The 25,644-nt window shown below is 29.1% G+C and carries 24 protein-coding genes; 2 read left to right on the top strand and 22 right to left on the bottom strand.

What is annotated here, in order from left to right:
• Positions 1-196 precede the first annotated feature (196 nt).
• Positions 197-802, top strand: coding sequence for a GerMN domain-containing protein (locus A500_RS03995; protein ID WP_016206307.1), 606 nt, complete (start codon positions 197-199; stop codon positions 800-802).
• 103 nt (positions 803-905) lie between these two features.
• On the opposite strand, the gene A500_RS04000 is transcribed toward A500_RS03995, so the two are convergent.
• Positions 906-2,189, bottom strand: coding sequence for a hypothetical protein (locus A500_RS04000; protein WP_016206308.1), 1,284 nt, complete (start codon positions 2,187-2,189; stop codon positions 906-908).
• Between the two features lie 454 nt (positions 2,190-2,643).
• The gene (purB, locus tag A500_RS04005) at positions 2,644-4,074 is read right to left on the bottom strand and encodes an adenylosuccinate lyase (RefSeq protein WP_016206309.1); all 1,431 of its coding nucleotides are present in this window, start codon (positions 4,072-4,074) and stop codon (positions 2,644-2,646) included.
• Between the two features lie 154 nt (positions 4,075-4,228).
• Between purB and A500_RS04010 the strand changes: the two genes are divergently transcribed.
• Positions 4,229-4,447 (top strand): DUF378 domain-containing protein, encoded by a 219-nt coding sequence (locus tag A500_RS04010; RefSeq protein WP_016206310.1) that lies wholly within the window; start codon positions 4,229-4,231, stop codon positions 4,445-4,447.
• Positions 4,448-4,496: 49 nt separating this feature from the next.
• On the opposite strand, the gene A500_RS04015 is transcribed toward A500_RS04010, so the two are convergent.
• The 20 genes from A500_RS04015 to rnpM form a co-directional block, all read right to left on the bottom strand.
• Complete coding sequence (locus A500_RS04015) at positions 4,497-4,757, bottom strand: HPr family phosphocarrier protein (RefSeq protein WP_016206311.1); 261 nt, start codon at positions 4,755-4,757, stop codon at positions 4,497-4,499.
• A 189-nt stretch (positions 4,758-4,946) separates the two neighbouring features.
• Positions 4,947-5,207: a stage V sporulation protein S gene (locus tag A500_RS04020; protein WP_016206312.1), complete on the bottom strand. Its 261-nt coding sequence runs from the start codon at positions 5,205-5,207 to the stop codon at positions 4,947-4,949.
• A 201-nt stretch (positions 5,208-5,408) separates the two neighbouring features.
• On the bottom strand, positions 5,409-6,953 hold the full coding sequence (gene rny, locus A500_RS04025) for a ribonuclease Y (RefSeq protein WP_016206313.1): 1,545 nt from the start codon (positions 6,951-6,953) through the stop codon (positions 5,409-5,411).
• A 325-nt stretch (positions 6,954-7,278) separates the two neighbouring features.
• Complete coding sequence (gene recA / locus A500_RS04030) at positions 7,279-8,346, bottom strand: recombinase RecA (protein ID WP_016206314.1); 1,068 nt, start codon at positions 8,344-8,346, stop codon at positions 7,279-7,281.
• Positions 8,347-8,625: 279 nt separating this feature from the next.
• Positions 8,626-9,216, bottom strand: coding sequence for a CDP-diacylglycerol--glycerol-3-phosphate 3-phosphatidyltransferase (gene pgsA / locus A500_RS04035; protein ID WP_016206315.1), 591 nt, complete (start codon positions 9,214-9,216; stop codon positions 8,626-8,628).
• Positions 9,200-10,537, bottom strand: coding sequence for a 30S ribosomal protein S12 methylthiotransferase RimO (rimO, locus tag A500_RS04040; RefSeq protein ID WP_016206316.1), 1,338 nt, complete (start codon positions 10,535-10,537; stop codon positions 9,200-9,202). Before rimO ends, pgsA begins: the two co-directional genes overlap by 17 nt.
• Positions 10,538-10,622: 85 nt before the next feature.
• Positions 10,623-13,043 (bottom strand): FtsK/SpoIIIE family DNA translocase, encoded by a 2,421-nt coding sequence (locus A500_RS04045; RefSeq protein ID WP_016206317.1) that lies wholly within the window; start codon positions 13,041-13,043, stop codon positions 10,623-10,625.
• A gap of 176 nt (positions 13,044-13,219) precedes the next feature.
• Positions 13,220-13,978, bottom strand: coding sequence for a ClpP family protease (locus tag A500_RS04050; protein ID WP_016206318.1), 759 nt, complete (start codon positions 13,976-13,978; stop codon positions 13,220-13,222).
• A gap of 46 nt (positions 13,979-14,024) precedes the next feature.
• A complete protein-coding gene (dapG, locus tag A500_RS04055) occupies positions 14,025-15,227 on the bottom strand; it encodes an aspartate kinase (protein WP_016206319.1) in 1,203 nt (400 codons plus the stop codon).
• Between the two features lie 20 nt (positions 15,228-15,247).
• On the bottom strand, positions 15,248-15,478 hold the full coding sequence (locus A500_RS19890; RefSeq protein WP_083935666.1) for a YlmC/YmxH family sporulation protein: 231 nt from the start codon (positions 15,476-15,478) through the stop codon (positions 15,248-15,250).
• A 172-nt stretch (positions 15,479-15,650) separates the two neighbouring features.
• Positions 15,651-16,958: a M16 family metallopeptidase gene (locus tag A500_RS04060; RefSeq protein WP_016206320.1), complete on the bottom strand. Its 1,308-nt coding sequence runs from the start codon at positions 16,956-16,958 to the stop codon at positions 15,651-15,653.
• A 295-nt stretch (positions 16,959-17,253) separates the two neighbouring features.
• A complete protein-coding gene (locus A500_RS04065) occupies positions 17,254-19,368 on the bottom strand; it encodes a polyribonucleotide nucleotidyltransferase (RefSeq protein WP_016206321.1) in 2,115 nt (704 codons plus the stop codon).
• Between the two features lie 80 nt (positions 19,369-19,448).
• On the bottom strand, positions 19,449-19,712 hold the full coding sequence (gene rpsO / locus A500_RS04070; RefSeq protein WP_016206322.1) for a 30S ribosomal protein S15: 264 nt from the start codon (positions 19,710-19,712) through the stop codon (positions 19,449-19,451).
• A gap of 128 nt (positions 19,713-19,840) precedes the next feature.
• Positions 19,841-20,764 (bottom strand): bifunctional riboflavin kinase/FAD synthetase, encoded by a 924-nt coding sequence (locus tag A500_RS04075; RefSeq protein ID WP_016206323.1) that lies wholly within the window; start codon positions 20,762-20,764, stop codon positions 19,841-19,843.
• An 11-nt stretch (positions 20,765-20,775) separates the two neighbouring features.
• Positions 20,776-21,654, bottom strand: a complete 879-nt coding sequence (gene truB / locus A500_RS04080; protein ID WP_016206324.1) for a tRNA pseudouridine(55) synthase TruB — start codon at positions 21,652-21,654, stop codon at positions 20,776-20,778.
• Positions 21,654-22,631, bottom strand: a complete 978-nt coding sequence (locus A500_RS04085; RefSeq protein WP_016206325.1) for a DHH family phosphoesterase — start codon at positions 22,629-22,631, stop codon at positions 21,654-21,656. The genes truB and A500_RS04085 overlap by 1 nt, the downstream gene beginning before the upstream one ends.
• Positions 22,632-22,982, bottom strand: coding sequence for a 30S ribosome-binding factor RbfA (gene rbfA / locus A500_RS04090; RefSeq protein ID WP_016206326.1), 351 nt, complete (start codon positions 22,980-22,982; stop codon positions 22,632-22,634).
• A 17-nt stretch (positions 22,983-22,999) separates the two neighbouring features.
• A complete protein-coding gene (infB, locus tag A500_RS04095) occupies positions 23,000-25,045 on the bottom strand; it encodes a translation initiation factor IF-2 (protein ID WP_016206327.1) in 2,046 nt (681 codons plus the stop codon).
• A gap of 15 nt (positions 25,046-25,060) precedes the next feature.
• Positions 25,061-25,375 (bottom strand): 50S ribosomal protein L7ae-like protein, encoded by a 315-nt coding sequence (locus A500_RS04100; RefSeq protein ID WP_016206328.1) that lies wholly within the window; start codon positions 25,373-25,375, stop codon positions 25,061-25,063.
• Positions 25,368-25,634, bottom strand: coding sequence for an RNase P modulator RnpM (rnpM, locus tag A500_RS04105; RefSeq protein ID WP_016206329.1), 267 nt, complete (start codon positions 25,632-25,634; stop codon positions 25,368-25,370). The genes A500_RS04100 and rnpM overlap by 8 nt, the downstream gene beginning before the upstream one ends.
• Positions 25,635-25,644: the final 10 nt, after the last annotated feature.

Raw genomic sequence — 25,644 nt, forward strand, 5'->3', positions numbered from 1 at the left:
CAAATAATAGTATTTCTTTATTTACACAGAAATATTATGTAAATTTGTAACAACTTATTAATTATGTTATAATATAATTAAATATATTATATGATTTGTGCTTAATGTCAGCTGTTTATTTAAGTTATTTTTGAACCATATAATATTTAAGTAAAATTAGTATATAAATAACTTATATAACTGGAGGTGTAAATATATGAATAAAAAATTTACAGCAATAATTATCTCGCTATTAATAGGTTTTTCCATGATTTCTTGTCAGAATGGAGATAAAGACAATAATATATCGGAAAAAAATAATACTGGAAGTTTTTCTAATAATAATGATGATTCTAAAAACAATATTAATAATTCCAATAATGAATCTAGTGAAATAGTTTCTGATGATGCAAGAATTTATTATTATGATGTTGTTATTGATAAAATAGTTTATATTAATAAAACTATTGAAATAAAAGATAAAGCTACAGCTACAGCATTAATTAATGAATTAAAGAAATCTCCTAATAGTGATATTTCTCCTGCTATATCTAATGATATTTCACTAATATCAGCTAAAGTTAATGATGAAAATGATACTATAACATTAAATTTTTCTTCTAACTTTGTTGAAGCTCAGAATTTAGGATCTGGTGCTGAAACAAATACTTTAAAAGCTATATGTAATACTTTTGGAGATTATTTTAATGTTAGCAATGTTATAATAAATTTAGATGATAAGCCTTATACTTCTGGACATATCTTAATGAAAGATGGAGATTCATTTAAAGTTGATACAAACAACTCTATTGAGTTAAAGTAACACAAATCCTATCTTGCAGTAAAAATTAAGAATAAAAAAATTAATTTTGAAAACTTCCATAGTGATTTTCAAAATTAATTTTTTTTATCTTTGTTATAGCCTTTTATTTATATTCTATACCTCTTGTATAGAATAAGTCATCAGAAATAGCTGCAATTCCCCTTATTTCACTTCCACTTTTTACTTTTCTTTCTTTTATAGGATCTAAAGGATATGCATTACCATTAAATTTTAATACTCTAAAATCTTCTTTTTCACTATCTAATACTTTTACTATTAAGTCTCTATACCCATTACTTTTATTTTCAGAAATTATTATTGGATTTACAATATTGCTTATTTTAGATATTAAATTATATTCATCATTTTTTCTTTTGAATATGGCTAAAGTTCCCCCTCTTTCGGTACAAAATCTAGGCCCCTCTAAATAAACTAATATGTGATAATTAGCATCATCATTCAAGTTCACTTTATTATATAAATAATTAACCTTATCCTCTCCATGATTTAAATTAAAAAACTTTTCTATTGCTCTTTCTATAGAACTATCTTTTACTAATTCCGATTCTATAAATTCAATTTTAGAAAAATTTATATAACTCTTATTGCTTATTTCCTTTGATCTTATTAAAGGATTTGGTAACTTTTCTCCTAATATACCTACAAATGAATCTTCTTTTTCAAAAGTTATGTTCCTAAAGCTTAAAGTACTATTCATTACAGCTAAAATATCACTTTCACTTCTTCCAATAATTTTTTGTATTAATAAAAGGTCTAATACATCTTCTCTTCTTATATCTATCGGACTTATTCCTGATACTGGAAGAACCTTCCCTATTATCTTTTTCTTTAATAATCCATTATCATTATATATTTCGCTTAAGTAAAGTTTATCTTTTCTACTTATATCTATTGAATAAACTGTATTTTTCTTAGTATCTACAACATCTACCACATAATTATCTTGATATATTACCTGATATGATTCACTTTGATTATAGTAATTTGTATCAAAAATTTTGATAACTTTGTCTCCATCTAATGTAAAAACTTGTGCTGTTATATATGCATTGGTACCTATATCCTCCATAGAAAATAATATTTCATTATCTTTATCAGCCTTAAAATGCTGCAATGTTATTCTCGGCTTGTATCCTTCGATTCCTCTTAAGTCTATATTAACTATCTTACCGGTCTCCCCATCAGAAATTAATATTTCCATATTATAAAAGATGGTATTTTTCCCACTGCCTTTTCTATTTCCTACTAAATATACAATATCTAGGGCACTACTTCCTATTACGTCTCCAACCCTAGTTGAAATTACTTCTTTTTTATCTCCTATATTCATTTCAGTTCTTGGGATATGACTTATATATATTGACATAAAAATTTCCCTTTTAAATTACTATTACAGTATATACTATTACAATGCATTTAATTTTGTTATTCTAAATAAAGATAAGGTAAGAAAAAATCCTACCTTAATATAAATAATGCAACTAATTGCTAGACATATCTAGTTTATGATAAACCTAAAGTTTTCCCCCACCTTCACAAACAGGACATTTAAAACTCCCTTCACCACCACAAGTTAGGCAACGTTCATTTGGCGATTCTTCTGTACACAATCGCATTTTATTCTTCCTGTTCCACTACAACTTATGCATTGAGACATATATTCATCTTTATCTATCATTTATATTCCTCCCTTACTAATTCTATCTATTAATTATTGTCTAATTTAACTATTTTATTCATTTTTCATTAATATTCTTACTAAAATAAATAAGTCATAAAGTATTATTTTTATAACACTTCATGACTTTTTAACTGCTTTATTATACTAAAATCTCTGTTTCTATTTGTAACGCATCTTTATTTTCTTCAATAACTGGTCTTATATAAGTATCTATAAATTCTAAAACTTGACTTGGAGCTCTCCCAATAAATTTAGTTGGATCTATTATATTTAATATTTCCTCTTGATTTAACATAAAACTTCTATCATTTATTATTCTTTCTATAAGATCATTTTCTAATCCTTCACCTTTCACTCTTTGAGCTGCTTCCATTGAATGAACCCTAATTTTTTCATGAAGCTCTTGTCTGTCTCCACCTCTTTTAACTGCTTCCATCATGATATTTTCTGTAGCCATAAATGGTAACTCTTTATTAACGTGAGAGCTTATAACTTTTTCATATACAACCATATTTTCAGCAATATTTATATAAAGATTCAATACTCCATCCAATGCTAAAAATGCTTCAGCAACTGCTATTCTTTTATTAGCTGAATCATCTAAAGTTCTCTCAAACCATTGTGTAGCTGCTGTTATAGCTGGATTTAATGAGTTTACTATTACATATCTTGCTAGAGAACCCATTCGTTCGCTTCTCATTGGATTTCTCTTATATGCCATTGCTGATGATCCTATTTGATTTTTTTCAAACGGTTCTTCGATTTCCTTCATACTTTGTAATAGCCTTAAATCATTACTAAATTTATAAGCACTTTGAGCAACTTCTGATAACCTATTTAGTACTATAGAATCTAACTTTCTTGGGTAAGTTTGACCCGTTACACCGTAGCTTTTCGCAAATCCCATTTTTTCAGCTACAATATAATCTAATTTCTTTACCTTTTCTTCATCATTATTGAATAACGCCATGAAACTTGCTTGTGTGCCAGTAGTCCCTTTAACACCCCTTAATTTAAGCGTTGACAGTAAAAAGTCTATATTTTCTATATCTAAAACTAAATCTTGCATCCATAAAGTAGCCCTTTTTCCAACAGTAGTTAATTGAGCCGGCTGAAAATGTGTAAAACCAAGTGTAGGCATTTCCTTATATTTTAATGCAAAACTAGATAAATGATTTAATACTAATATAATCTTTTTCTTAATTAATAATAGTGCATCTCTCATTATTATTATATCTGTATTATCTCCAACATAACAGCTAGTTGCTCCTAAATGTATAATACCCTTTGCTCTAGGACACTGAAGTCCATAAGCATAAACATGGCTCATAACATCATGCCTAACTTCTTTTTCTTTTTTAATTGCTTCTTCATAATTTATATTATATATATTGGATTTAAGTTCTTCTATTTGCTCTTCACTTATATTTAATCCTAGTTCTTTTTCTCCTTCTGCTAATGCAACCCATAGTTTTCTCCATGTTGAAAATTTCATATCATCTGAAAATATAAAACTCATTTCCTTTGATGCATATCTTGAATTTAATGGTGAATTATATAAATCTCTCATCTTTAGATAACCTCCGAATAAATTTTTAGTTTTTTTATCATCATTCGTATTATAACATAATTATAATACTTTTAAATAGCTTTTATATTAATTTTCAGTTATATTTTTGTTTTTTTTTAATATATATATACTGTATTATTTATAAGAGGTAAATATGTGTAAAATATCTTTATTGGATAAGATATCTTTTATATTAGTATTAATTGGTGCAATAAACTGGGGTCTCATAGGTTTATTAAGTATAAATATTGTAACTCTACTAGTTGGAGGCTCTGTTATACTACAAAGAATAGTATATATCGTAATATTTATTGCTGCTTTGGATATAATCGCCTTAGTTTTCAAGTGCAAATCTTTAAATTTATTTAATTAACTACATACTAATAAAAGATTAATAAAAAGTGCCTTTTGGCACTTTTTTATTAATCTTCTAAGTTAGCTATTAAGTTAACAATTTCTTCTGCTGCTAAAGCTTCGTCATCTCCGCTTGCTAAAACAGTTATTTTAGCTCCTTTAGTTACTCCTAAAGAAAGAACTCCAATTAAACTCTTAACGTTTGCTTTCTTTCCGTTAAACTCTATGCTTACATCTGATTTGAAAGATGAAGCCTTCTTTACTAATAAAGTTGCTGGTCTAGCATGTAAACCAGTTCCGTTGTTTACTACAACCTCTTTAGATATCATTAAACACACCTCTTTACATTAAATTTAAAATAGTTTTCTATTTAACTATTTCATTATATATGTAATTTTAAAAAATTTCAAGGCTTATAAAGGCTATTTTGCTTAATATGAAAAGGAACTACCTAAATGTAGTCCTTTTCTTTATTTCCCCTAAATAGATTTTCTCCCCAATTTAAATATAAAACCTTACTATCTTGGTTGTACAATTAATTTTATTGCAGTTCTTTCTTCACCATCTATTTCAATATCAGTGAATGCTGGAACACAAACAATATCTTTTCCGCTAGGGGCAACGAAGCCTCTTGCTATAGCAATTGCTTTTACTGCTTGATTTATAGCACCTGCTCCTACTGCTTGGATTTCTACTATATTTTTTTCCTTAATTATGGCAGCTAATGCACCTGCCACCGAATTTGGATTTGATTTTGTTGAAACTTTTAATACTTCCACTTGTCTTTACCTCCTAGATAAAAATCGTTTACAATATGTTATAGAGCTTTTGCTCCTACATCATATATATTCTATAAGATACAAAAAAATCCTTCTTTATTTTTAAAATTTTTATACTTTTATTTTTTTAATTTATATAAAAAATAAATTTCTTTAAAATGAAAAATAAAGTACATTTTGCACTGCAAAATGTACTTTATATTATTTAGCATAATCTACTGCTCTTGTTTCTCTTATAACATTAATTTTTATTTGACCTGGATATTCTAATTGTTCTTCTATACTCTTAGCTAAACTTCTAGCTAATTCTACAGATCCAGCGTCATCTAACTGATCTGGTTTAACCATAATTCTAATCTCTCTACCAGCTTGAATTGCATATGATTTTTCTACACCTTCGTAAGAATTTGCAATTTCCTCAAGTTTCTCTAAACGCTTAATATAAGCCTCAAGAGTTTCTCTTCTAGCTCCTGGTCTTGCTGCTGATATTGCATCAGCCGCTTGAACTAATACAGCTTCTAGTGTTAGCATCTCAACATCTCCATGATGTGCAGCTATAGCATTATATACAGCTTGTGATTCTCCATATTTTTTAGCTAAATCGCCCCCTATTACAGCATGGCGGCCTTCTTCTTCTTGTGTTGCTACTTTACCAATATCATGTAATAATCCTGCTCTCTTAGCTAAATTTACATCTAAGCCTAACTCTGCAGCCATAACACCAGCTAAATATGAAACTTCAATTGAATGCTTTAACACATTTTGTCCATAACTAGTTCTATACTTTAGTCTACCAAGTAATTTAATTATTTCAGGATGAACACCATGAACACCAGTTTCTAATGTTGCTTGTTCTCCTTCTTCTTTGATGTCATTTTCAACATCTTTGGTAGCTCTTTCTACCATTTCCTCGATTCTAGCTGGATGAATTCTACCATCCACAATTAACTTTTCTAAAGCTATTTTAGCAATTTCTCTCCTTACAGGGTCAAAACTTGATAAAATAACTGCTTCCGGAGTATCATCTATTATTAAATCTACTCCTGTTAATGTTTCAAGAGTTCTGATATTTCTACCTTCTCTACCTATAATTCTACCCTTCATTTCATCATTAGGAAGGGCAACAACATGTACTGTTGATTCTGATACATGATCAGCTGCGCATCTTTGAATGGCAGTTGTTATAATTTCTCTAGCTTTTTTATCTGCTTCTTCTTTTGCTCTAGATTCTATTTCTTTGATCATAATAGCAGTTTCATGAGTGATTTCTCTTCTAACTTCTTCTAAAAGAATTTCTCTAGCTTCATCAGTAGATAGAGTTGCTATTCTTTCAAGCTCCTCTCTTCTTTTAGCAAATAGTTCCTGTACATTTGCTTCCATTTCATCGATTTCTTGTAATCTTTTACTTAATGCTTCTTCTTTCTTTTCCAGAAGATCACTTTTCTTATCTAGGGATTCCTCTCTTTGAATTATTCTTCTTTCAAGTCTTTGAATTTCATTTCTTCTTTCCCTTGAATCCCTTTCTAAATCATTCCTAAGTCTATGAACCTCTTCCTTTGCCTCTAAAATTGACTCTTTCTTAGTTGCTTCAGCTTCTCTCTTAGCATTTTCTAAAAGAGTTTCCGCTTCTTTTTCTAAGCCTTCTATCTTATTTTTAGAAGCACTTTGTATAGCCTTATAAAGTAATAAGCCAAGTATGACTAATACTATAATATCAACTATTATCCAAATAAGAACCTTATTCATATCCATAACAACACCTCCTCCATTCATATAAACTTATGTTTAAACGAAAATGTAGTAGGCATCACATTTAATCTTAACTGATATTTGAAATATGATAAAACCAGTATTTGTTATTATTTTATCTTAAAATTAAAATTATGTCAAGTTTAGTTATTTATTTGATAAACAAAATTTAATTGTTTACATTATTAATAATGTATTGATTTCTATGTTTTATTTTATAATTAATAAAAAAGTCGACAATAATAATATTTCAATATTATCACTATCGACTATTAGTATTAACATTTTTATCTAATTATATTCAATATATTATTAAAGTTTATTATTCTTTTGCAGTTTTATCTTTTGTAGTTTTATCTTTTGCAGTTTTATCTATAGCAACTTCTTTCATTATTGGAAGTTGAAACTTTTCTCTAATTTTATTTTCTATTTCTAATGCAATTTCAGGATTATCTTTTAGATATTGCTTTGCATTTTCTCTTCCTTGACCAAGTCTTATATCACCATAAGAGAACCAAGCTCCGCTCTTTTGAACCATTCCCTCTTTAACTCCAACATCAACTATATTTCCATTTCTTGATATACCTTCATTATACATTATATCAAATTCAGCTTGCTTAAATGGAGGTGCTACCTTGTTTTTCATTACCTTAACTCTTGTTCTATTTCCTACAATACTTTCACCTTGTTTTATTGAATCTATTCTTCTAACATCAAGTCTAACTGAAGAATAGAATTTTAAAGCTCTTCCGCCTGTTGTAGTTTCAGGATTTCCAAACATAACTCCAACTTTTTCTCTTAATTGGTTTATAAATATAGCTACACAACCCGTTTTTTGTATAGTTCCTGTTAATTTTCTTAAAGCTTGTGACATAAGTCTTGCTTGAAGACCAACGTGAGAATCTCCCATTTCACCTTCTATTTCCGCTCTTGGAACTAAAGCTGCAACTGAATCAACTACTATTACATCTATTGCACCTGAACGAACCAATGCCTCAGCGATTTCAAGACCTTGCTCTCCTGTATCTGGTTGTGAAACTATAAGATTTTCTGTGTCAACTCCCAAATTTTTTGCATAACTTGGATCTAATGCGTGCTCAGCATCAATAAAAGCAACAGCGCCTCCAAGCTTTTGTGCTTCAGCAGCAATGTGTAATGCTACTGTTGTTTTACCTGAACTTTCTGGTCCATATATTTCTATTATTCTACCTTTAGGAACTCCCCCTACACCTAAGGCTATGTCCAAATCAAGACAACCTGTTGAAATAGTTTCTATATTTAATGAACTATTTTCTCCTAGTTTCATTATAGAGCCTTTACCAAACTGCTTTTCAATTTGACCCATTGCATTTTCTATAGCCTTTAACTTATCCATATCTATATTTCCCATATAGCACCTTCCTCTCTTTGCGAACATTTGTTCTATGATTAATTATAAAGTATTTCTTACTTATAGTCAACATATAATATTCATTTTAATATAAATATATAAATTTCAATAATTATTCAACATTTAAATAAATTAGCTATGCTAATCTTTAATTTATAGCACTTTTCTATTTATATAATTTATTAATTAGAAACTATATATATTAAAAATATATTAAAAGTTCCAACTATCTAAGATGGAACTTTTATTTTTAATTATACCCATATTTCTATTTTTAAACTACTTATTAGTATCTATTATTTTCATGTTTTTAGCAAAATAATCATATCCAGATATTATCGTCATTAGTACAGCTAAAAACAATGCAATCTTAGGTCCATATGTAATAACATTTTTAAATATATCACTTTCTGATACTAATGATATTAGATATTTTGAAGATGCTACATTTACTTGAATTAATAAAAATATTATGGCAATTATTTGAGTAACAGTTTTTAGCTTTCCCCAATTGCTTGCAGCAATTACTTTTCCTTCTGCTGCTGCTATAGTTCTAAGTCCTGAAACTGCGAACTCTCTCGCTATTATTACTACTGTAGCCCAAGCTGGTATAACTTGAAGTTCTACTAATGAAATTAGGGCAGCTGTAACTAAAAGTTTGTCTGCAAGAGGATCCATAAACTTTCCAAAATTGGTTACTTGATTTCTACTTCTTGCAATATATCCATCTAATTGATCAGTTAAAGACGCAATTATGAATATAAAAGTAGCTATGAAAGTTCCATATGGAATGTTTTTTACAGCAATAAATATTAAAAATATCGGTACCAAAAATATTCTTATCATTGTTAGCTTATTTGCTAAATTCATCGCATATCTCTCCTATTAAATCATACTCTAATGCTTCCTTAATTTTGACTTTCACAATATCGCCTTTTTTAAGACTTCTAACTTCATCAATTAATATACTTCCGTCAATTTCAGGTGCCATTTCTGAACTTCTCCCAATGAAATATTTCCCTTTTCTTCCTTCTATAATAGTATCATAAATCTTTGAAATTTTCAATTTGTTTAGTTCCTCAACAACATTTTTTTGAATTATCATAATCTTTTTTTGTCTTTGCTCTTTTGTATCTTCGTCTACCTGATTTTCCATATTAGCAGCTGGAGTTCCTTCTTCTTTTGAATATTTAAAAACTCCTACATTATCAAGTTTATAATCTTCTAAAAAATTGCACAGCTCATTAAAATCTGCATCTGTTTCTCCTGGAAATCCAACTATAAGAGAAGTTCTTAGAGTAATTCCTGGTATTCTTTTTCTTAATTTATCTATTATTCCTATTATAGCTTCCTTATTAGTTCTTCTCGCCATACCTCTTAGTATATTACTACTTATATGTTGTATTGGTAAATCTAAATATTTAACTACCTTAGGATTAATTGCTATTTCTTCAATTAGTTCTTCTGTTATTTCTTCTGGATAACAATATAATAATCTTATCCATTCTACTCCATTTATATTTGAAATTTCTTTAATTAATTCATGAAGTTTATTTTCATTGAATATATCCATTCCGTAATATGTTAAGTCTTGAGCTATTAGAATAATTTCTTTTACTCCATTTTTAGTTAGATAATTAATTTCTTCTAGTATAGATTCTTTACTTCTACTTCTAAATTTTCCCCTTATTTTTGGAATTATACAATAAGTACAATAATTATCACAACCTTCTGCAATTCTTACATATGCAGTGTGCTTATCTGTAGTTAAAAGTCTTATTCCTTCGTTTATATTATCATCGCTATAATTCGTTGCAAGTAGCTTTCTTTCTCCTTTTATAAAATCTAATATAAGCTTATGCAGTTTCATATAGTCATTAACACCCATAAGAATATCAATTTCTGGCATAAGTTCTAAAAGTTCTTCTCCATATCTTTGAGCTAAACATCCTGTTGCTATAAGCATTTTACATTTATATTTATTTTTATATTCAGCCATCTCTAATATTGTATCTATTGATTCTTGTTTTGCACTTTCAATAAATCCACATGTATTGACTATTATTATTTCTGCCTCTCTAGGATCATTTGTTATTTCATAAAATTTATTTATAGTTCCAAGAATAAGTTCTGAGTCTACCCTATTCTTATCACATCCTAAACTTACCATACCAACTTTATATTTTTCCAAAGCTACTTCCTCCTACGTTTCCTAAATTCTTGATTTTTAGCCTAAATATTATTTTAATGTAGAAAAATAATATTTACAAGTTTTTTTAGTCATCCATATTTAATTCTTCTTTAGAAAGTAGAACTTGCCTTGGTCTGCTCCCATCTTTTTCGGATATAATACCTCTCTCTTCAAGTTCATCCATTATTCTTGATGCTCTATTAAATCCTATCCTAAGTTTTCTTTGTAAAAAAGATGTTGATGCTTGATTATATTCTATAACAATTTTTATTGCTTCATCTAAAAGCTCATCATTTTCTTCTATATCATCTGATTTTCCACTTTCCTTGCTTCCGTTTTCTATATGTTCAAGTATTGATTCTTCATAATCAACCCCAGCTTCTTCCTCTTTTATAAAACTTACTACTTTTTCTACTTCTTCTTCTGAAATAAACGCTCCTTGAACTCTAATAGGTTTGTTTTCACCTATTGGACAATATAGCATATCTCCTCTTCCTAGAAGTTTTTCTGCTCCAGTTGAATCTAGTATAGTTCTTGAGTCTATCCCTGATGAAACAGCAAATGAAATTCTAGATGGTATATTAGCCTTAATAACACCAGTAATTACGTCAACAGATGGCCTTTGAGTTGCTATTATCAAATGCATCCCTGCTGCTCTAGCCATTTGTGCTAGTCTACAGATATAATCTTCTACATCATTAGGGCACGCCATCATCAAGTCAGCAAGTTCATCTACTATCATAACTATATAAGGTAATTTTTCTTCAATTATACCTTTATCATAAAGAGAATTATAACTTTCAATATTCCTTACAGAGGAATCTGCAAATAACTTATATCTTTTATTCATTTCATTAACTGCCCAATTTAATGCTGCTGCAGCTTTTTTAGGATCTGTAACTACAGGAATTAAAAGATGAGGTATCCCATTATAAACACTAAGTTCTACAACCTTAGGATCAACCATTAGTAGTTTAACTTCATTCGGACTGTATTTATATAATAAACTAACTATAAGAGTATTAATGCATACAGATTTACCTGAACCTGTTGCCCCTGCAATAAGCATATGAGGCATAGTTGCTAAGTCGCCAACTACACATTTACCCGCTATATCTTTTCCTAAAGCAAAAGCTAGTTTTTTATCTGAAGTTTCAAACTCCTTGGAATCTAAAACTTCTCTTAAAAATACTGATGTTTGCTTATTATTTGGTACTTCTATCCCTATAGCTGCCTTTCCAGGAATAGGAGCTTCCATTCTTACACCACTAGCTGCAAGTCCTAATGCTATGTCATCTTGAAGGTTCACTATTTTAGAAACCTTAACTCCTGGACTCGGTTGAATTTCAAATCTTGTTACTGATGGCCCTTTAGTCACTTGTACAACCTTTGCATCTACTCCAAAGTCATTTAGAATTCCTTCAAGCTTTCCAGCATTTTCTATAAGCTCTTTTTTATCTTCGCTTCTAAGCTTCATTTTGCTATTTATATTTAAAAGATCTACTGATGGATGTATATAAATTTTCTCTTCTTTTTTTTCATCTGTTAAACTTTCTTCTATCTCCTTACTTACTACATCCTTAACTGAGCTATCTAACTTCTCTTTTTTCTTAGGCTTTTCATCTTCTTTTACATTTTTATTAGCTTCTTTATTTGCCCTACTTTCATGATTTTCTTCATCAAAAACTTCGATATTAAATGGATTATTATTTTTATCTACTTTAAAATCTTCTTGATTACTTTCGATCGTACTTTCTTCTAAAGAAGAATTTTTCATAAAATCTAAAATTTTTATTTTATTATTTATTCCATTTATAAATTCTTCTCTTTCCTTTTCTTTTTCCTTAGGTATAACTTCTATTAAAGGTGCATTTTCTTTTTCTGCTGCTGATTCTATAGCCGCTTCCTTTTTTAATGCTTTATCTTTTTTGGCATTTTTACTTTTTTCTTTAAAATACATGATTATATCGTAGAAAGTTATATCAAATAGTAATACTGTTCCTATTACCCATATCGAAATGTATAATATATATGATCCTATATAACCAATAAGTTTACTTAGTGGATAAGCAAAGATATGCCCTATAAGCCCTCCATGCACCCCATTTATATTAACAACTTCTAACCAACTTTCATAAAATCCGCCTTTATTTTGTAATATATTAATACTACCAGTGGCGCATCCTAGTGTTATTGCTAATATAATAAGAGTAATTGCAAAAACTCTTCTTGTTACTTTTATACTTCCCTTTGATACAATTGTATAATACCCAAAATAAATTAAATATAACGGAAGAACAAAAGTGCTAACCCCTAATAATTTATATATTACTTTTCTTGATAAAACAGATAATGCACCTGCCCAAGTTGTATAAATCGCAATAGATAATAGCATACCTACTACTATATAAATTATTCCCTTAATATCTCCACTTTCTTTTAAATCATTGTTTTTTTTATTTGTGTCCTTTTTTTTGCTAGTATTTTTACTCTTAACTTTAGACAAAGAATCACCTCACTGTTTTCCCACTTATTGTAAACTAATTATTTACATAATATTATTATAAACATTAATAAAAAAAAAGCAATTTAAATAACTACTCATTATTCAAACCGCCTAAATTAATTTATAATCTTTTAAATATAAAATATATTTTTTATACTCTTTCATATCTATTATAATTATTCCTTAATATCCATTTCTTTTTTCTCTTCTTCCTCTTTTTCTTCTATTAATTGTTTTAATTTAGCCAATGCATCCTTAATCCCGCCTTCTTCATCTATAAGTCCACATTCTACTGCTTGACTTCCTATTAATATAGTACCCATATCATTCAATAACTCATCAGATTTTAACATCATTTCTTTTAATTCATTTTTATTTATTTTAGATGTTCTTACTATAAAATTATCTATACGCTCTTGCATTTTTTGAAAATAATTAAAAGTTTGAGCAACTCCTATAACAAACCCATTCATTCTTATTGGATGTACTATCATTGTTGCAGATGGTGTTATAAATGAGTAACTAGAAGATGTTGCAAGTGGGACTCCTATTGAATGACCACCTCCAATTACTATTGATACTGTAGGTTTAGATAAAGAATTTATCATTTCTGCAATAGCTAATCCTGCCTCCACATCTCCACCAACTGTATTTAATATTATTAATACTCCTTTCACTTTATCATTACGCTCCATTGAGATAAGTTGTGGAATTACATGTTCATATTTGGTTGATTTTGATTGAGCCGGAAGTACTTGGTGTCCTTCTATCTGGCCTATTATTGGTAATATCTGAATACTTTCATCTTGCTCTACTTCATTAGTAGTACCAAATTCTTTTATTTCTTCTCTTTTTTCTTTAGCTTCATTTAGTTTTTCTTCATCCTTTTCCATATCTTTATTTTCACTTTTTAATGAGTAAAAAAAATTTTTCATAATAAAATCCTCCTATACAATATTATTTTGTACAAGAGGATTTATTTTATTCACCTAATTTAAAAGCTTTATGAAGTAGATTAAGAGCTTTTATAATATTTTCAGATTTAATTAGACACCATATGGTCATATTTGAATCTGCTGTTTGTAATATATCTATTGAGTCCTCAGATAATGTCTTTATTATTTTAGCCATTATTCCTGGAACTCCAGTCATTCCAATTCCAACTATAGCTATGGTACTACAATTGTCCATTATACTATATTTTATATTCTGATCTTTAAGAACATTTTCTAATTTTTCTTTCTTACATGAATCTATAGTAAAAATTTGTTCAGTAGGAAATATATTTATAAGATCTAAACTTATATTATTTTTTGCTAAAGTTTCTAATAGGTTTCTGTAATTATCTTTATTGCTATTTTCTTTCAGCCTTACTGTTATTTGTGTTCTGTTATTTAAATGAGTTATCCCAGAGATAACTTTTTCCTTCCTGTTCATTCCATTGTTATTTACTAACGTGCCCTTACATTGACTCATTGTATTCTTTATAACTATTGGAATATTAGCCTTTCTTGCACATTCTACAGCTCTTGGATGTATAACTTTTGCCCCTTGATCTGCAAGTTGAAATACTTCGTTATAGCTTATAGTGTCTATTAATGATGCATCATTAACTATCCTTGGATCTGCAGTCATTATTCCATCTACATCTGTGTAAATCTCTATTTCCTCTGCATTTAAAGCTTGACCTAAAAGACATGCTGATGTATCACTTCCCCCTCTTCCAAGAGTAGTTAAATATCCTCTTTCAGTTATACCTTGAAATCCAGCAACAACTGGGACTTTTCCGATTTTCAAGATTTCTTTTATATCTTCTGTTTTTGTATAAATTAAATCTGCCTCTGAAAAATTATCATTTGTTATAATACCTGCTTGCCCACCAGTAAGTGGAACTGCTTGAATACCTGCATTTATTAGCATATTACTCATTACTACACTACTTATTATTTCTCCACAGCACATAAGCATATCAGTTGCTTGTAGGTTATTTCTTTTAAAATTATTATCTAGTAAAGATAATAATGTATCAGTAGCATAAGGCTCTCCCTTTCTTCCCATAGCAGATACTACTACTACAGTGGAAAATCCTTTATTTATTGCCTCTTTGACCTTAGATACTACTTGATTTCTTCTTTCTTCGGTAGATACTGATGTACCTCCAAATTTTTGTATAATTATTTTCAAGTAATAACCTCCCTAAGTTTCTACGCTCTTGCCCTCTTAATCTTATCTTTATCAGCTGAAACAACAATAACATTTGCTCCAATCTTAGTGACATAATTCCAAGGAATTTCTACATATTCCCTACCACCAAATAAGCCTAATTTACTTCCGGCAACAGCAGCAACTATAAATTGTAAATTCCCATTTTCATCAATTATAAAATCTAAGGCTTGTTGAGTATCATATTTTTCTGCTTCTTCTGTATTAAATATTTCATATCTTTCTAAATCACTAAGAAGCCTATATTTTGATTCTCTCTTAGATTCCTCTTCATAGTATTCTCCTCTTTTTTATCTCCTCTTAACATAAGATTCACCTCCATACCATCTTATGTAAATCTTATGCTAATTAGAGATACTTTAGTACATAATATTCTAATAAAGATTACATTCTTTTTATTCCATCTTTATTAGAATTGTCATATGCCTTTATATCTGGCTCTATAATTTGATTTAATTTCTCATACTCTATATCTTGACCTACATATGCTGAGCTTATTATGCCTGGTTTAAAGCACGTATCTAATACATAATTTATGTCATCGCTATTTATATTGTTAATTCTTTTTATTACTTCTTCTTGAGTTTTAATTTTGTTTTGAAGTAACATACTTTTTGCGTTAGAAAACATTCTAGATGAAGTACTTTCAAGACCTAATATATAACTCGCCTTTATCTTTTCCTTATTAATTTCTAGTAATTCATTTGATATTCCTTTATCCGCAAACTTTTTAAGTTCCTTATTAATAACATCCAAAGCCTTATCTGCAGATTGTTTACTTACTCCTGTATATATATTATTGATTCCAGTACCTAAATATGGCTGACCATAAGAATAAATAGTATAGCATAGTCCTAATTCTTCTCTTACATTTTGAAATAATATTGAAGATGCTCCTCCTCCAAATACATTATTTAATAGTACTAAAGAATATGCCTTTTCATGTGCATATGGTAATCCTTTAAAGGCTAAATTTATATGCAACTGTTCTATAGGCTTATTTGTATACTTACTTTGAGAAATCAAAATTGGAGACTTGTATTCTGGTTTATAATCTCCTTCTCCTTTCCATGAACCAAAGTTTTCTTCTAGCATTTTCATTAGTTCCTTTTCATCAAACTTTCCACATACAGATACCACTGAATTATGTGGAGCATAATGAGATTTAACAAATTTTTTAATTTTTTTACTATTAAATGATTTTATATTTTCTATTGTTCCTAATATAGGATATGATAATGAATTTTCTCCAAAAATAGCTTTTGATGAATCATTATCTAGAACATCTTCTGGAGTATCTTCACTCATATTTATTTCTTCAATTACTACACCTTGTTCCTTTTCTATTTCTTCATCATCAAATTTAGAATTTAATATCATATCCGCTAATATTTCTATAGATAAATCTAAATGTGTATTTAATGCTTTAATATAATAGCAAGTTGCTTCCTTGCTAGTATAAGCATTTATTTGCCCTCCTACATTTTCTATCTGCTGAACTATTTCTTTTGAGGTTCTTTTTTCTGTACCTTTAAAAAACATATGCTCTATGAAATGAGAAATACCATTTAACTCTAATTCCTCATTTCTTGAACCATTTTGCACCATTACTCCCACACTTATTGAATTAACATGATCTATATATTCAGTTACAACCCTTAATCCATTTTTTAATGTATATATATTGTACATAGCTCCTCCTTGCTTTACACTTTTTTAATTTATTGTATATTACTATTATTCTATATTATTTTAGAGTTATGTAATACTAGTTTATTTATATTTAATTTAATTTTTATTATATGAAAATTTATTGAAAGGTAAATTTGCTCCTAAACTCAATTTATTCAAAGGAAATAGATACTTACATAAATTCACTTGAAAATTAAATAAAAGAAGTCATAAAGAACTGATTTAAAAGATAAACTTCTTATAAAGCCATAAAATAAGAAAAAAGGCAATAAATTGCCCTTTACTAACTTTTTTACTATTCACTTTTTTCTTTTTTATCTTCTGAATCATCAGTTAAAGCATCTTTTCTTGAAAGATTTATTCTTCCTTGATTATCTATTTCTGTTACTTTAACTAATATTTCGTCTCCTACAGATACAACATCTTCAACTTTATTTACTCTTGCTTTATCTAACTTTGATATATGGCATAGTCCTTCCTTATTTGGAAGAATTTCCACAAAAGCTCCAAAGGTTGCTATTTTAGTTACTTTGCCTAAATAAACTTCCCCTGATTTAACTTCTTTAGTTAAACCTTCTATAATAGCTATCGCTTTATTAACGCCATCATGATCTGTCGAAGATACAAATACTGTACCATCTTCTTTAATATCGATTTTAACTCCAGTTTCATCAATAATTTTATTTATAACTTTTCCACCTGCACCTATAACGTCTCTAATTTTTTCTGGATCAATGCTTATTACTGAAGTTTTAGGAGCATATTTTGAAACTTCTTCTCTTGGAGTTGGAATACATTCGCTTATTTTATCTAATATATGAAGTCTAGCTTTTCTAGCACCCATTATAGCATCTTCTATTACTTTAAAGCTTAGTCCTTTTATTTTTGTATCAACTTGTATTGATGTAATACCCTCTACAGTTCCTGCAACCTTAAAGTCCATATCTGCAAAGAAATCTTCTATGCCTTGTATATCTGTTAAGACTTCTTCCCTTGAAAGATCTTCTGAAGTTATAAGTCCCATTGCTATACCAGCGGCCGGTCTCTTAAGCGGTACACCTGCATCTAATAAAGCTAAAGTACTACCACAAACTGAAGCTTGTGAAGTCGATCCATTAGAACTTAACACTTCCGATACTAATCTAATAGTATATGGAAACTCTTCTTCTGAAGGTATTAATGGCTCTAATGCTCTTTCGGCTAAAGCTCCATGACCTATTTCTCTTCTTCCTGGGCCTCTAAGAGGTCTTACTTCACCTACTGAATAAGCAGGGAAGTTATAGTGATGCATATATCTCTTAGATTCTTCTTCACCTATTCCATCAATTATTTGAATATCACCTACAGCACCCAAAGTAGCAACTGTCATTACTTGAGTTAATCCTCTTGTAAATAGTCCTGTACCATGAGTCCTTGGTAGTATTCCTACTTCACAAGATATTGGTCTAACTTGATCAAAAGCTCTTTCATCTGGTCTTCTATGGTGATTTAAAAGCATATCTCTTACAACTTCTTTTTGTAAGTTATAAATTATTTCCTTTATATCTCCTAAATTTTCTGGATACTTTTCTTCAAATTCTGCATAAACCTTTTCATTTACTTCGTCCATTGCAGCATTTCTTTCATCTTTATCACTTATCCACATAGCTTTTTTAATAATTTCACCAGCAAATTCTTTTATGTCATTTTCTAATTCCTTACTTGGTTTATATAACTCAGGAATCATTTTTTCTTTTCCAAATCTTTGCATAGCTTCTTCTTGAAACTTGATTATATCTTGACAACTATCAAATCCAAATTTAATAGCACCAAGCATAACATCTTCTGGAATTTCTTGACCACCAGCTTCAATCATCATAACTCTTTCATTAGTTGCACAAACAGTTAATTGAAGTTCACTTTCTTCTCTTTCTTTAGATGTTGGGTTTAAAATGAATTTTCCATTGATTAGTCCTACTTGCACAGCCGCAACAGGAGTTGTAAAAGGAATACTTGATAAGCATAATGATAATGACGCTGCATTAATTGCTAGAATTTCTGGTAGGTTATCCTTCTCAACTGATACTACTGTACAAACAACTTGAACATCATTCCTATATCCTTTTGGAAATAGTGGTCTTAAAGGTCTATCTACCGCTCTTCCAAATAATATAGCATTTTCTGAAGGTCTACCTTCCCTTTTGATAAATCCACCTGGGATTTTTCCTACTGAATATAATCTTTCTTCATATTCAACACTTAGTGGGAAAAAATCTATTCCCTCTCTTGGTTTTTCTGAAGCATTAACATTAGTTAAAATAACTGTTTCTCCATAACTAATAAATGATGCTATATTTGATAACATCCCAACTTTTCCAAATTCTAGTTTAAGTTCTCTACCAGCTATGGTTGTTTTCATTACATTGTTCATTTTGTAACCTCCCTTCAGGCTTGTATCTTATCATTTAAAATTGTTAAAATAATAGAGCGGCTTAAAAACCGCTCTAAAGACTATCTTCTTAAGCCTAATTTTTTGATTATAGCTCTATATCTTTCGATATCTTGGTCAGCTAAATAGTTTAAAAGACCTCTTCTTTGTCCAACCATCATTAAAAGACCTCTTCTTGAGTGGTGGTCTTTTTTGTGCATTTTTAAGTGACCTGTCAAAGAATTAATTCTTTCTGTTAATAATGCAATTTGCACTTCTGGTGATCCAGTATCTCCTTCGTGTCTTGCATGTTCTTTAATTATTTCTTGCTTTCTTATTGCGTCCATTGTTCGCACCTCCGTAAAATTATCCCCTATATCCATGAAATGAGATAGCACCCTCATATCTTAGAATTAGGTTCTTCTTTGCTATTATAACAAATGATATACATATTGTAAATTATAAATTTACATAATTAAACTACTATATCTTTATCTATAGCAAATTTTTCATCTTGCTTAATTTGTTCTATTAATTCTTCTAAAGAATTAAATTTTATTTCATCTCTTATTCTTTCAATAAAATAGACCTTAATCTCTTGTCCATAGATTGTATCATTAAAGTTCAATATAAATGTCTCTATAGTTAATTGTTTCCCATTTACTGTTGGATTATTCCCAACTGATGTAATTCCTTTGAAAATTTTATTATTATATTCTATATTTGTATAGTAAACACCTTTTTTAGGAATTATCATCTTTCCATCAAATTGTAAATTTGCAGTTGGAAATCCTATAGTTCTACCTAATTTTTTCCCATGAATAACTTTTCCCTTAATTAAATATGGTTTAGATAGCATTTTAGTGGCTTCTTTCACATCACCTTCTAAAAGTATCTTTCTTATTCTGGTACTACTTATTACATCACCATTATAAGTATAAGGCTCCATTATGTATAACTCATATCCATATTTATCTTGAAGATTTTTTAGCAACTCTATATCACCTAAGTTTTTATATCCAAACTTAAAATTAAATCCAACTATAATTCCTTTTACATTATAGTCTAAACAAAGAAGCTTTATAAAATCTTCTGCAGACATTGACATGAATTCTTTATTAAAACTTTTAAGAACGACTATATCTATATTTTCCTCTTCTAAATACTTTAACTTTGTTTCTAGATCCATAATTAATTTAGGTGAACTTTCTGGTTTAACCAATGTTTTAGGATGGTTCTTATATGTAAACACCATACTTTTCCCATTCTTTTCCTTTGCAACCTGAACAGTTTTTTTTACAAGAGATAAATGACCATAGTGAAGTCCATCAAAACTTCCTAGTGCAACATAAATTTCACTTTCTTTATTATTCATAATAATATCATCTATTACTACCATATCCTGCTCCCCTAATTAATTAATAATTTTTCTATCTTAAATCCTTGATGATCACTTTTCCCAAGACCGATGAAATTATTATTCTCATCATAAACCCTATATAATTTTCCTATTTCAGCTTTTTCTTTAGTAAGCCTTTTATCGAAAACCTTAACTCCATTAATTAAAAGTTTTGAAAATTTATTTGAAATCACTAATTTTTGATAGCTATCTAATGCATCTTCTATGCTTATAATATAATCTTTTATGTTTTCAGAGTTTATATCTTCTATATTAATAGATTTTTCTTCAGTAAATTTAGATGTTTTACTTCTTTTAAGCTTTGTCATTGTTGCTCCAACTTGTAGATCTTCCCCAATGTCATAACAAAGACTTCTTATATACGTTCCTTTGGAACATATAACTTTCATACTAATATATGGATTATTTATTCTCACATCTTCTATTTTATGGATACTTACAAGCCTGCCTTTTCTTTCAACTTCAATTCCTTTTCTTGCAAGTTCATAAAGTCTTACTCCATTTTGCTTTATTGCTGAATACATAGGCGGTATTTGAGAGTATTCTCTTTCAAAAGAATAGATAGATTTTAATATTTCTTCATTTTCTATATTAGATGAATCCTTTTCTTGTATTACATCTCCTTCTAAATCATATGTAGTAGTTTTTATTCCAAGTTTAAATTCTACTTCATATATTTTATCACTGTTCATTATATAATCAATAATCTTTGTTCCCTTACCTATACACACAGGTAGGACTCCACAGGCTTCTGGATCTAACGTGCCTGTATGTCCAACCTTTCCTGTTCCTGCTACTTTTTTAATTTTCCTAACAACATCAAAGGAAGTCATTCCAGTATTCTTAAAAATATTAATTACACCATCCATTACAATAACTCTTTCTCTATTTCTTCTAGAATTTTATCTTTAGCTTCTTCTAACTTTATTCCTTTTAAAGTTATTCCTGCCGCCTTAACGTGACCCCCGCCACCTAATCTTTCAGCTATATTCCTAACATCAAATTTATCTTTTGATCTTAAACTTACTTTAGTTCCATTTTCTACTTCTTTAATTAATACAGCTACTTCTACACCCTTTATTTGTAATCCAAAAGATATTATATCCGAAGTATCACCTATTTCTATTCCAAGTTCATTGCCATAAGAAATTGGAATTTTAATTAATGATACTTTTCTATCAAGTAGAAGCTCCATACCATTTAAGGCTTTACCTATTAATCTAATTTTTTCAAAACTTTTGTTATCAAAGAGATTTTGATGTATATACGTATTATTTACTCCGATTTTTTTTAACCTTGCTGCTATAGTATGTGTTCTAAAAGTTACATTTGAATGCCTAAAAGCTCCAGTATCTGTAACTAATGATGTATAAAGACAAGTTCCTATATTTTTTATAGAATCAGTTTCTTCATTAAAATTTAAACCTAATTCTTCTAAAAGTTCAAAAACTATTTCTGCTGTCGCAGCCGCATCTGTATCTATATAATTTAATTCACCATAATTATCATTTGAAACATGATGATCTATATTTATTATGCTTCCTTTAAAAGTATCTAGGTCGGCAGATATTCTTTCATAATTTCCACAATCTAACACTACAACTATTGAAGTATCTTCTGTTGCAGATGTTAAATTTCCAGTAGCTTCCTTTGCTCCTTTAAGAAATTGAAGGTTTTCTGATATTATATCTTTTGAAATTAAATAAGCGTCTTTTTTTAATTTCTTTAAGGCATTTAATAGTGCAAGTGCACTACCTACTGCATCACCATCAGGTGATACATGATAGGTAATGCCTATTTTTTTACTATCTAAAATTATCCTGCTTATATCTTGTAAATTATTCATTTACTTTTCTTTAACTTTTTCTATAAGTTCTTCTATTTTCATACTATAGCTTATAGAATCATCAAGTTCAAATAGTATTTGAGGGGTATTTCTCAAATTCATTCTTTGACTTACTTCTTTTCTTATATATCCGCTTGCACTTTTTAATGCTGCAAAAGTCTCATTTTTCTCTTCTTCACTTTTTCCATATATACTTACAAATACTTTTGCATATCTTAGATCCTTTGTAACTTTGACTTCTGTAATTGAAACCATAGCCGTCATTCTAGGATCTTTTATTTCATCTCTTATTATAACGCTTATTTCTCTTCTAACTTCTTCGTTAATTCTTCCGCCTCTGTAATTAGCCATTTAAATCACCTCTTTAATTAAAGCTGCTTTCTTTCAATTGCTTGCATGCTAAATGACTCTATTACGTCACCTTCTTTTATATCATTAAATTTCTCAACGCTTAGACCACATTCATAGCCTGCATTTACTTCTTTAACGTCATCTTTAAATCTCTTTAATGAAGCTAAAGTTGATTCAAATATTACTATTCCATCTCTTATAACTCTAACTTCTGAGTTTCTTAATATCTTACCATCTGTAACGTAACATCCAGCAATTGTTCCTACATTTGAAATTTTATATACTACTCTTGCTTCTGCTTTACCATTTACAACTTCTTTATATTCTGGATCAAGCATTCCAATCATTGCTGATTTAACATCTTCTATTGCATCATATATTATTCTATATGTTTTAATTTCGACTCCTTCTTTATCTGCAATTATTGTTGCATTTGAATCTGGTCTTACATTAAATCCTATAAGTAGTGCATTTGATGCAGTTGCAAGTGTCACATCGGTTTCTGTTATTGCACCAACTCCACCATGAATTACTCTTACCTTAACATCTTCTGTTGAAAGTTTTTCTAAAGACTGTTTTATAGCTTGAACTGATCCTTGAACATCAGCTTTAACTATTATACCAAGTTCTTTAACTGTTCCTTCTTGAATTTGGTTATATAAATCTTCAAGAGATACTCTATTAGCTGAATGGAAGCTCTCATCTTTGATTTTTTGCTTTCTAAGTTCAGCCATATTTCTAGCTGTTTTTTCATCTTTAACAACAGTAAATCTATCTCCTGCTGCTGGTACTTCTGAAAGTCCTAAAATCTCTACTGGTATTGATGGCCCAGCTTTTTTTATACTCTTTCCTTTATCATCAAACATTGCTCTAATTCTACCGTATGTAGACCCAACTAATATTGAATCTCCAACATGTAATGTACCATTTTGAATAAGTAGTGTTGCAACAGCTCCTCTACCTTTATCAAGTTTAGCTTCTATCACTGTACCCTTAGCTTTTCTCTTTGGATCAGCTTTAAATTCTGCCATCTCTGATGTTAATAAAACCATTTCTAATAATTGCTCTAAATTTTCACCTGTTTTAGCTGATACAGGAACACAAATAGTATCTCCACCCCAGTCTTCAGCTACTAATTCATATTCTGTTAATTCTTGTTTAACTCTTTCTATATTAGCTCCTGGTCTATCTATTTTATTTATAGCTACTATAATAGGAACTCCTGCTGCCTTACAATGACTTATAGCTTCCTTAGTTTGTGGCATTATTCCATCATCTGCTGCAACAACTAAAATAACTACATCTGTAACTTGAGCACCTCTTGCCCTCATTGCTGTAAAAGCTTCATGTCCTGGTGTATCTAAAAATGTTAACTTTTCTCCATTTAGGTTTACAGTATACGCACCAATATGTTGAGTTATTCCACCCGCTTCGTGTGCAGTAACATTTGCTTTTCTTATAGCATCTAATAATGAAGTTTTACCATGGTCAACGTGTCCCATAACAGTAACAATAGGAGGTCTCTTTACTAGATTTTCTTCAATTACATCTTCTTCTTCAACTATTTCTAGCTCTTCTTTTTCTTCTTTTTTTACAACTAAACATTCATATTTTTCACATACTTTTTCAGCTGTTGCAAAATCTATTTCTTGGTTAATAGCAGCCATAACTCCTGTAAAAATAAGAGTCTTTATAACATCTGCTGTTGGTTTTCCAAGCTTTTCTGAAAGTTCTTTAACAGTTATTGTCTCTCCTATTTCAACAACTCCAGATCCACCTTCTCCAATCACGTCTTCTTCTTCTTCTGATTTTTTCTTCTTTCTCTTTTTAGCTTGATTATTAACTTCTTCTGCTAATATCTCTTCATATTCATCAACTATAGTTTTGTTATCTGAAGAATTATTTTCTCCAATTAATTCTTTAATTAATTCTGCATCTTCATCTTCTATAACGCTCATATGATTTTTTACATCAACACTAAATTCACTCATTAATAATTCTATAAGCTCTTTTGAACTTATTTGCAGTTCTTTTGCCAATTCATATACTCTGATTTTTGACAATAAAATCACCCCCGGTTAAATTTTAACTTTTTCCTCTTCGTAAAGGGTATAAAGTTTTTTTGCCATATTTTCATCTGTTACAGCTATTATCTTCACTTCTTCTCTTCCAATTGAAAAACCTAATTCTTCCTTTGAAAAATCCTCTATTAGCCTTATATTTTTTGCTATACAATGGTTTTTAAACTTTTTTCTGGTACTATCAGATGCATCGTTAGATATTATAAACAAAAAAATGTTTTTTCTATTTCTTTGTTCATCGCATTTACTATACCCTTCAACTAAATTTCCTGATCTCTTTGCTAATCCTAGAAAATTAAAAAATTTATTCATTTCCTATTTCTTCCCTTAATCTATTATATATAGCCTCATTTATAGCTATATCTAAGTTTCTTGACAACCTTTTAGTTTTAAAAGCTTTTTCTAAGCATTCTTTATCTTTGCAGATATATGCACCTCTGCCTGATTTCTTTCCAGTCAAATCAACTGAAACTTCATTTTCCGGGCTTTTTACAACCCTTATAAGTTCTTTTTTAGGTTTCATTTCCATGCATCCTGTGCACATTCTTAAAGGAATTTTCTTTACCTTCATAAAAATCCTC

Origin of the sequence: Clostridium sartagoforme AAU1 (assembly GCF_000401215.1) — a bacterium.
Taxonomy (GTDB): Bacteria; Bacillota; Clostridia; order Clostridiales; family Clostridiaceae; genus Clostridium; species Clostridium sartagoforme.